At 70.7% G+C, this 8,169-nt stretch carries 7 protein-coding genes; 2 read left to right on the top strand and 5 right to left on the bottom strand.

The window, feature by feature from the left end:
* Positions 1–181: 181 nt before the first annotated feature.
* From AB0K21_RS28045 to AB0K21_RS28030, 4 genes are all read right to left on the bottom strand, one after another.
* Complete coding sequence (locus AB0K21_RS28045) at positions 182–481, bottom strand: hypothetical protein (RefSeq protein WP_364154585.1); 300 nt, start codon at positions 479–481, stop codon at positions 182–184.
* A gap of 109 nt (positions 482–590) precedes the next feature.
* Entirely contained in the window at positions 591–1,553 is a 963-nt protein-coding gene (locus AB0K21_RS28040; RefSeq protein WP_343973456.1) for an NADPH:quinone oxidoreductase family protein, read from the bottom strand.
* Between the two features lie 225 nt (positions 1,554–1,778).
* Positions 1,779–2,711, bottom strand: coding sequence for a sulfite exporter TauE/SafE family protein (locus AB0K21_RS28035; protein ID WP_343973453.1), 933 nt, complete (start codon positions 2,709–2,711; stop codon positions 1,779–1,781).
* Positions 2,712–2,859: 148 nt separating this feature from the next.
* Complete coding sequence (locus AB0K21_RS28030; RefSeq protein WP_343973450.1) at positions 2,860–3,288, bottom strand: Rrf2 family transcriptional regulator; 429 nt, start codon at positions 3,286–3,288, stop codon at positions 2,860–2,862.
* 178 nt (positions 3,289–3,466) lie between these two features.
* Here AB0K21_RS28030 and AB0K21_RS28025 point away from each other — a divergent pair, with 178 nt between their 5' ends.
* Positions 3,467–3,913 carry a YkvA family protein gene (locus tag AB0K21_RS28025; protein WP_343973447.1) on the top strand — a complete coding sequence of 149 codons (447 nt, stop codon included), beginning with the start codon at positions 3,467–3,469 and terminating at the stop codon, positions 3,911–3,913.
* 251 nt (positions 3,914–4,164) lie between these two features.
* Positions 4,165–5,511 (top strand): cation:proton antiporter, encoded by a 1,347-nt coding sequence (locus tag AB0K21_RS28020; protein WP_343973445.1) that lies wholly within the window; start codon positions 4,165–4,167, stop codon positions 5,509–5,511.
* A 76-nt stretch (positions 5,512–5,587) separates the two neighbouring features.
* On the opposite strand, the gene AB0K21_RS28015 is transcribed toward AB0K21_RS28020, so the two are convergent.
* Positions 5,588–8,152 (bottom strand): sensor histidine kinase KdpD, encoded by a 2,565-nt coding sequence (locus AB0K21_RS28015; RefSeq protein WP_364154579.1) that lies wholly within the window; start codon positions 8,150–8,152, stop codon positions 5,588–5,590.
* Positions 8,153–8,169 lie beyond the last annotated feature (17 nt).

The raw sequence follows: 8,169 nt of genomic DNA, 5'->3' as shown, positions 1-8,169 counted from the left end.
GATTGGCGGCTTCGTTGCACAGACGCAGCGTGTCCGCCAGCGCCGCCTCCTGGGCGGGCGTGGGGAACAGTCGGACCTGCACAACGAATTTCACATTGTGAATTTTAGCGTTGATTCGCCGAACGCGCGGCACCGTATGCGATTCTCCTCGGGCCTGAAGGCCCGAGGTTCCTCGCAAGCACTACTGAAGGCTGCCCAGCAGGATGTGCGCCAGCAGCTCTCCGTCCAGGTCGGGACGTCGCGCGGCGATCAGCGCGCTGGTGTGGCCGTGCCAGAACCGGTAGACGGGGGGTCGCCTTCGCCCCGATGCTCGTCGTGCTCCTTCCACTCCGGCCTGGGGGGCGAGGGGAGACTGCGCGCCAGACTGCACGCCCGGCTGTCGCTCGACGAGGCGGCCGAAGCGCACCGGGTCATGGAAAGCCGCTCCCAACTCGGCCGCGTCCTCCTCGTCCCCTGAGTCTCCTCGGTCATCGGCGCGCACCAGGCCCGGAGCCGCCGACGGGGCCGTTCGCCTACGGTCCGGAGACGGCCGGCCTTTTGGAGGTCTCGTCGTCCGATGACCGTCCGCTTCTCCCCCGAGGCTTCCGCGCTCAGGGGATGAGGGCGATCTTTCCGGTGACCCGGCGTCGTAGGAGGTCGTCCATGACCTGCGCGCCGGCCTCCAGCGGGGCGGTCGCAGGAATGGCCGGGGTGAGGAGGCCGGCGGCGACGAGGTCCAGGAGTTCGGTGAGCAGGGCGTGCTGACCTGCGGCGTCCGACATCGACCAGGCGCCCCAGTCGACTCCGACGACCGATCGGTTGCGCAGCAGCACCTGGTTGAGCGGCAGCGACGGGATGGCTCCCGAGGCGAACCCGATCACCAGATAACGGCCGCCCACCCGCAGCGACCGCAGGGCCGGATCCGCCAGGTCGCCGCCCACCGGGTCGTAGACCAGGTCGACCCCGCCGTTGGAGAACTCGCGGGCCGCATCCTTGAGGCTCTGGGCGCTCGTGTCGAGCACGGCGACGGCGCCCGCGGCGCGTGCGGCCCGCCGCTTGTCCTCACTCGACGCCCCGGCCAGGACCGTCGCGCCAAGCGCGGTCGCCACCCGCACCGCCGCCAGCCCCACTCCGCCGCCCGCGCCCAGGACCAGCACGGTCTCCCCCGCGCTCAGTCCGCCCCGGTCCCGCAACGCGAACATGGCCGTGCAGTGACTCTGGGCGAACGTCGCCGCCTGGGCCGCGTCCAGGGTGTCGGGGATGCGCACCACGCCGGCGGCCGGAACGACGACCTGTTCGGCGAAACCGCCCAGCCCGCACACCGCCACCACTCGCGTTCCGACCGTCGGCCAGGTCACGCCGGGGCCGACGGCACTGACCGTGCCGGCGACCTCACCGCCCGGTACGAACGGCGGCGGCAACTTGATCTGGTAGCGGCCGTGGACGAACAACCCGTCGACGTAGTTCACCCCGGCGGCCTCGACGGCGATGACGATCTGGCCGTCGGCGGGCCTCGGGACGTCCGTCTCGACGACCGCGACCGACCCCAATTCCTCACACATCAGAGCGCGCATCAGGTCACCCTACGGACACCGAAACGGTTCGGCCAGCGGATGCGGGCCCGTGCGCCGCCGGGCGGTCACCGTGCTGGGGCCGCGGTGGTCCAAGCCCTTCAACGCCGGGGTTTCGCCCGGCTCCCGGCACCGGCGGTGGCCGACCCGGGCCCGGAACGCGGAAGGCCCCCTCACCATGGGAGGGGACCTTCGCACGGAAGCACGGCCGGATTCGCGCCGCCGGGCTCAGCTGGGGGAACCGGCGGTCTCCTGCTCCCCGGAGCGCTTGAACTCCGCCTCGGCCAGCTCGTTGTCGCGGTCACGGCGGTACTCACGGAGCGAGTAGGCGATGGCGGCGGCCCAGATGGCGGCGATGGTGATGTAGGCGACCGTCTGGACACCGCCGGAGGCGCCGACCCAGTCGCTGCGCAGCAGGGTCCGCACGTTGGTCAGGACGATGACACCACCGACGGCGGAACCCAGGATGCGCGGCGGGATGTGGCGGACCAGCCAGGCCGCGATGGGGGCCGCGATGACGCCGCCGAGCAGCAGGACGGCCACCCAGGAGAAGTCGATGTTCTCCGAGCCGATGCCGACGAAGAAACCGATGCTGGCGGCGATGGCGACCAGGAACTCACTGGCGTCGATGGAACCGATCACCTTGCGCGGCGCCAGGCGGCCGCTGGCCAGGATCGCCGGGGTGCCGACCGGACCCCAGCCGCCACCGCCGGTGGCGTCGATGAATCCGGCGACCAGGCCGAGGGGTGCGAGGAAGCGCTTGCGCAACGGCTTGCCCAGGTTGCCGCGCGGCAGGCCGAAGGCCGTGAAGCGGACCAGGACGTAGACACCCAGCGCGAGCAGGATGACCGACATGACCGGGGCGGCGACCTCGGTGGAGAGGCCGGACAGGAAGGTGGCTCCCGCGAACGCGCCGACGGCGCCGGGGAGACCGATCTTGGCGACGACCTTCCAGTCGATGTTGTCGAAGCGCCAGTGGGACACACCGGAGGCGAGGGTCGTGCCGATCTCAGCGAGGTGGATGGTGGCCGAGGCGGCGGCGGGGTTGGTGCCGATGGCCAGGAGCAGCGTCGTCGAGGTGACACCGTAGGCCATGCCGAGGCTGCCGTCGACGAGTTGCGCCGCGAAGCCGACCAGGCCTAAGAGGATGAGCGCACGCACGACGCCTCCTTCCCATTTTCCCTACTATGTTGATAGGAAACATGGTTATTGAACTTCACGGCGACGTCAAGTCACGTTTCGCGCAAGGTGTCTCAGGTCGTGGACATCTTCGTCTCACACGGGCCGTCAGTTCGGTCGACATCCGCTGTCAGGCTCCGCGTCGCCTGCCGTTCTCGGCCACCGGCGACAGGAGCGCGGCCAGACTGACGGTGTCGACGATGGCGTTTATCGAGGTCTCGATGTTCAGCCACACCGTGCGCAGTCGTACCGCCTCTCCGAAGTAGGCCACGTCCCCGGTCGGCAGACCCCGCACCGAGGTCAGCTCGCCGCCGACGGCACGCAGGACGTCTCCGACCGAGATGTCCACCGGCGGCCTGGTGAGCGTGAAGCCGCCCTCGTGGCCCCGCTGGGCGAAGACGAGGTCGGCACGGCGCAGGTCGGTCAGAATGCCGCGCAGGAAACTCGCCGGGATCCCCTGCGTCTGGGCCATCGTCTCCGACTTGACGGGGGCGGGATCGCTCAACGCGATGACCAGCATCGCCCTCAGGGCGTAGTCGCTCCGCGCCGTGACGTGCATCAGGCAGCCCCCCGACAGTGCGTCTCCAGATGGCCTCATGTGGGTCGGTGCCGATTAATCTACTATCTCTACAGGTTAACTGTGAATTATTCTCGGCTGTGGGACACTCCCTGCGCCCCCGAGGTGCCGCACTCCCCCGCCGGAAAAGCGGGGGCCACCCCACACGGAGGAGCCGACGGTGAACACCTGGGTCACCACCCTGCTCGGCGCGCTGACCGGGCTGGTCCTGCTGTGGCTGGCTCTCGTCGCCGCCCTCGCGGTCGCGCGCCCTCGCGGCAACGCGCTCGGCGAGGCGCTGCGGCTGCTCCCCGACCTGCTCCGGCTCATCCCCCGCCTGGCCCGGGACGGCTCCCTGCCGCGCGGCGTCCGCGTCAGGCTGTGGCTGCTCCTCGGCTATCTCGCCATGCCCTTCGACCTGGTCCCCGACTTCGTCCCGGTCCTCGGCTACGCCGACGACGCGATCGTCGTCGCCCTCGTCCTGCGCTCGGTGGTCAGGCACTCGGGCGAGGCGGCTCTCACCCGGCACTGGCCTGGCACCGCCGAGGGCCTGCGAGCCGTACGGCGGCTGGCCCGCATCCCCGCGGAACCGGATGCCGGGGACCCCGAGACGGGACACCGCCCCTGACCCGGTCCCGACCGCCTCAGAGGGCTCCGATCCGCCCAAGGCGGCCAAGCCACACCCCACCTTTACCGGAACCGGCAGGTGAAGCGTGATTAGTCAGGCGATACCTCGCACAAACCTGCGGCACAGGTACTGCCGCATATTTTGGGCAGCTCTTCAAGAGTTGATTGCCGATCTTTGATTTGCCAAGCTCTGCACTGTGTCGTCCTGACTGGGGAGAGGGGGCGGCACCTCGAAAATCGGAGGGGTCTGTCGTGCTCGTCACGCTCGCGGCACCAGTGGCGCCGATCGCCGCACATCAACTACTCGTCTTCTTACTGCAGGTGGGACTGCTCCTGCTGCTCGCCCTCACCTTCGGCCGCCTGGCCGGGCGACTCGGCATGCCCGCCGTCGTCGGTGAACTGTTCGTCGGGGTGGTCCTGGGACCCTCCTTCCTCGCCCATGTCGCACCCGGCCTGTCCACCTGGCTGTTCCCGCAGGACAGCGCCCAGTTCCACCTGCTCGACGCGGTCGGGCAGATCGGCGTGCTACTGCTCGTCGGCATCACCGGCATCCACATGGACATGGGGATGGTCCGGCGCAGGGGCGCGACGGCGGCCGGAGTCAGCATCGGCGGCTTGCTGGTGCCGCTCGCGTTCGGCATCGGCGCCGGATTCCTGCTCCCGGCCACACTCATCCCCACCGGAACCGAGCCGCTGGTCTTCGCGCTCTTCCTCGGCGTCGCGATGTGCGTCAGCGCCATCCCGGTCATCGCCAAGACCCTGATGGACATGGGGCTGCTCCACCGCAACATCGGGCAGCTCACGCTCACCGCGGGCATGATCGACGACGCGTTCGGCTGGTTCATGCTGTCGATCGTGTCGGCCATGGCCACCACCGGCCTGCGCGCGGGGAGCGTGCTGGTCTCGCTGGCCTGCCTGCTGGCGGTCGTGGTCTTCGCGCTCACCCTGGGCCGCCCCCTCGTGCGGCACTCGTTCCGGCTCACCTCCCGGGACGAGGACTCCGGCTCGTCCGTCGCGACCGCGGCCGTGCTGATCCTGCTCGCCTCGGCCGCCACGCACGCGATGGGCCTGGAGGCGGTCTTCGGCGCCTTCGTCTGCGGCATGCTGATCGGCACCGCGGGCGGCGTCGAACCGTCGCGGCTCGCCCCGCTGCGCACGGTGGTGCTCTCCGGCTTCGCACCGATCTTCTTCGCCACCGCCGGACTGCGCATGGACCTGACGTCCCTGGCCGACCCGATGGTGCTGCTCGCCGGGCTCGCCATCCTGGTCGTGGCGATCGTCGGCAAATTCCTCGGGGCCTACGCCGGAGCACGCGCCAGCAGGCTCAACCGATGGGAGGCCCTGGCCCTGGGCGCCGGACTCAACGCGCGGGGCGTCATCGAGGTGGTCGTGGCCATGGTGGGCCTACGGCTGGGCATCCTCAGCGTCGAGGTCTACACGATCGTGGTGCTGGTGGCGATCGTGACCTCCCTCATGGCACCGCCGATCCTGCGCTGGGCCATGGCCAGGGTGGAGCAGACCACCGAGGAGGAGTTGCGCAGGAACGAGCAGCTCGCCTGGTCGAACCAGCCCCAGACGAACGGCGCCGACCCGCTGTAGCGGTACGCCGACCCGGCCGCTGGCCGATCACCCCGACCTTGTCGGGGTGATCGGCCAGCGGCGGCCGGGAAGCGGGTCACGGGCCCTCCTCGGCGAGGGGCGCCCGCGGGCCCGGGAAGACGGGAAGTGTCAGGACCATGGTGAGACCGCCCCCGGGCGTCTCCTCAGGCAGCAGCGTGCCGCCCATCGCCTCGGCGAGCCCCCGGGAGAGCGCGAGGCCCAGGCCGACACCGGTGTGGTTGTCGCGGTCACCGAGCCGCTGGAAGGGCATGAAGATCCGATCATAGGCCTCGGGCGGTATGCCCGTACCGCGGTCGACGACGCGGATCTCCACGTGGTCGCCGTGCCTGCTGGCCGTGACGAGGACCTTCATGTCCTCGGGGCTGTAGCGGACGGCGTTCGACATGAGGTTGACCAGGATGCGTTCCAGCAGCACCTGGTCGGCGACGATCTCGGGCAGCCCGGCGGAGACGTCACCCTCGATCCGCCGGGACGGCTCGCCGAGATCGTCGATGGCGCGCGGCACGATCTCCTCCAGCGCGGTCGCCTCCAGGGCCACCCCGAGCACCCCCGCCTGCAGCCGGCTCATGTCGAGCAGGTTGGCGACCAGGCGGTCCAGCTTGACCAGGGACTCGTCGGCGGTGGCCAGCAGCTCCGCCCTGTCCTCCGGGGACCAGTCGACGTCGGTGGCCCGCAGGCCCTCCACGGCCGCCCTGGCCGAGGCGAGCGGGGTGCGCAGATCATGGCTGACCGCGGCGAGCAACGCGGTGCGCATCCTGTCGGCCTCGGCCAGCGGCCTGGCCTGCTCCGCCTCCTCCTCCAGCCGGTCCTGCCGCAGGGCAACGGCCGCCTCGGCGGCGAAAGCCTCCAGCACCCGCCGGTCGGAGGCCTCCAGCAGCCTGCCCCGTACGGCGAGGACGAGCCGCTCGTCGATGACCACGTCGGTGTCCGCGGCGCCGGGCGAGGTGCAGGGCACGTCGACGCCGGCGGCGGCGACGATCCGCCACGCCTCGGGGTCGGCCTGGTCCTCGGGCACCGGCTCTCCGGTACGTTCCAGCAGGGTGACCGAGGACAGCCCGAAGGTCTCCCTCAGCCGGGCGAGCAGCGAGGCGAGCACGTGCTCGCCGCGGAGCACGTGTCCCGCCAGGGTGGAGAGGATCTCCGCGTCGGCACGGGCGCGGGCCGCCTCCCTGGTCCTGCGGGCGGCGAGGTCGACGACGGCGCTCACCATGACGGCCACCAGCACGTAGACGCTCAGCGCGAACAGATTCTCCGGGTCCGCGATGGTGAAGCCGGCGAGCGGCTCCGTGAAGAAGTAGTTGAGCAGCAGGAAGCCGAACACGGCCGCGGTGACGGCCGGCCACATGCCGCCCACCAGGGCGACCACGATCACCGTGAGCAGGAAGAGCAGTATGTCGCTCGGCAGGTTCACCCCGTCGCGGAGCAGGCGCAGTCCCAACGCCAGGACCGGCAGCCCGAGCATCGCGAGGACCCAGCCGGTCACCCGCCTGGGGCGGGTCAGCGCGGCCCGCGACGGGGCTCGGTCGCGCCCTTTCTTCATCTCCTCGTGGGTGACCATGTGAACGTCTATGGACCCCGACTGCGCGATCGTGGTCACCCCGACCCCCCGGGAGAGGATCTGGGCGAACCTGCCGCGCCGGGACGCCCCCAGCACCAGCTGGGTGGCGTTGACGCCGCGCGCGAAGTCGAGCAGGGCGCGCGGGATGTCGTCGCCGACGACCTGGTGGTAGGTGCCGCCCAGGTCCTCCACCAGCGTGCGCTGGCGGACCATGCTCGCCGGATCCACTCCGGCCAGCGCGTCGGCGCGCGTGACGTGCACGGCCAGCAGGTCGGCTCCCTTGCTCCTGGCCGCGACCCTGGCGGCCCGGCGCACCAGCGTGTCGCCTTCCGGGCCGCCGGTCAGCGCGACCACGACGCGCTCCCGTGCCTCCCAGGTGCCGGAGATGCCGTGCTCGGCGCGGTAGCGGTCGAGCTGCTCGTCGACCTTGCCCGCGACCCACAACAGGGCCAGCTCGCGCAGCGCGGTCAGGTTGCCGACCCGGAAATAGTTCGACAGCGCCGCGTCGACCTTCTCCGGCGCGTAGACGTTGCCGTGCGCCATCCGGCGGCGCAGCGCCTCCGGGGCCATGTCCACCAACTCCACCTGGTCGGCTCGGCGCACCACCTCGTCGGGCATCGTCTCGCGCTGGACCACCCCGGTGATCTCCTCGACCACGTCGTTGAGCGACTCCAGGTGCTGGATGTTGACCGTGGAGATGACGTCGATGCCCGCGTCGAGGATCTCCTCGACGTCCTGCCAGCGCTTGGTGTTGCGCGAGCCGGGCACGTTGGTGTGGGCCAGCTCGTCGATCAGCGCGACCTTGGGCCTCCTGGCGATGACGGCGTCCACGTCGAGTTCGGTGAACGTGCACCCGCGGTGGTCCATGCTCCTGCGCGGGACGATCTCCAGGCCCTCGAGCAGTTCCGCGGTACGGGGACGGTCGTAGGTCTCGACGAGGCCCACGACCACGTCGGTGCCTCTGGTGAGGCGGCGGTGGCCCTCGGAGAGCATCATGTAGGTCTTGCCGACCCCCGGGGCGGCTCCGAGGTAGACCCGCAGCCGCCCCCGTCTTACGTTCATCACATCTCCTTGAGTGT

The sequence above is a fragment of the Streptosporangium sp. NPDC049248 genome, from assembly GCF_040678965.1.
GTDB classification, from domain to species: Bacteria; Actinomycetota; Actinomycetes; order Streptosporangiales; family Streptosporangiaceae; genus Streptosporangium; species Streptosporangium fukuiense.
Note: the sequence above shows the minus strand (reverse complement) of the source record. Positions and strands in the feature narration are given on the sequence as shown.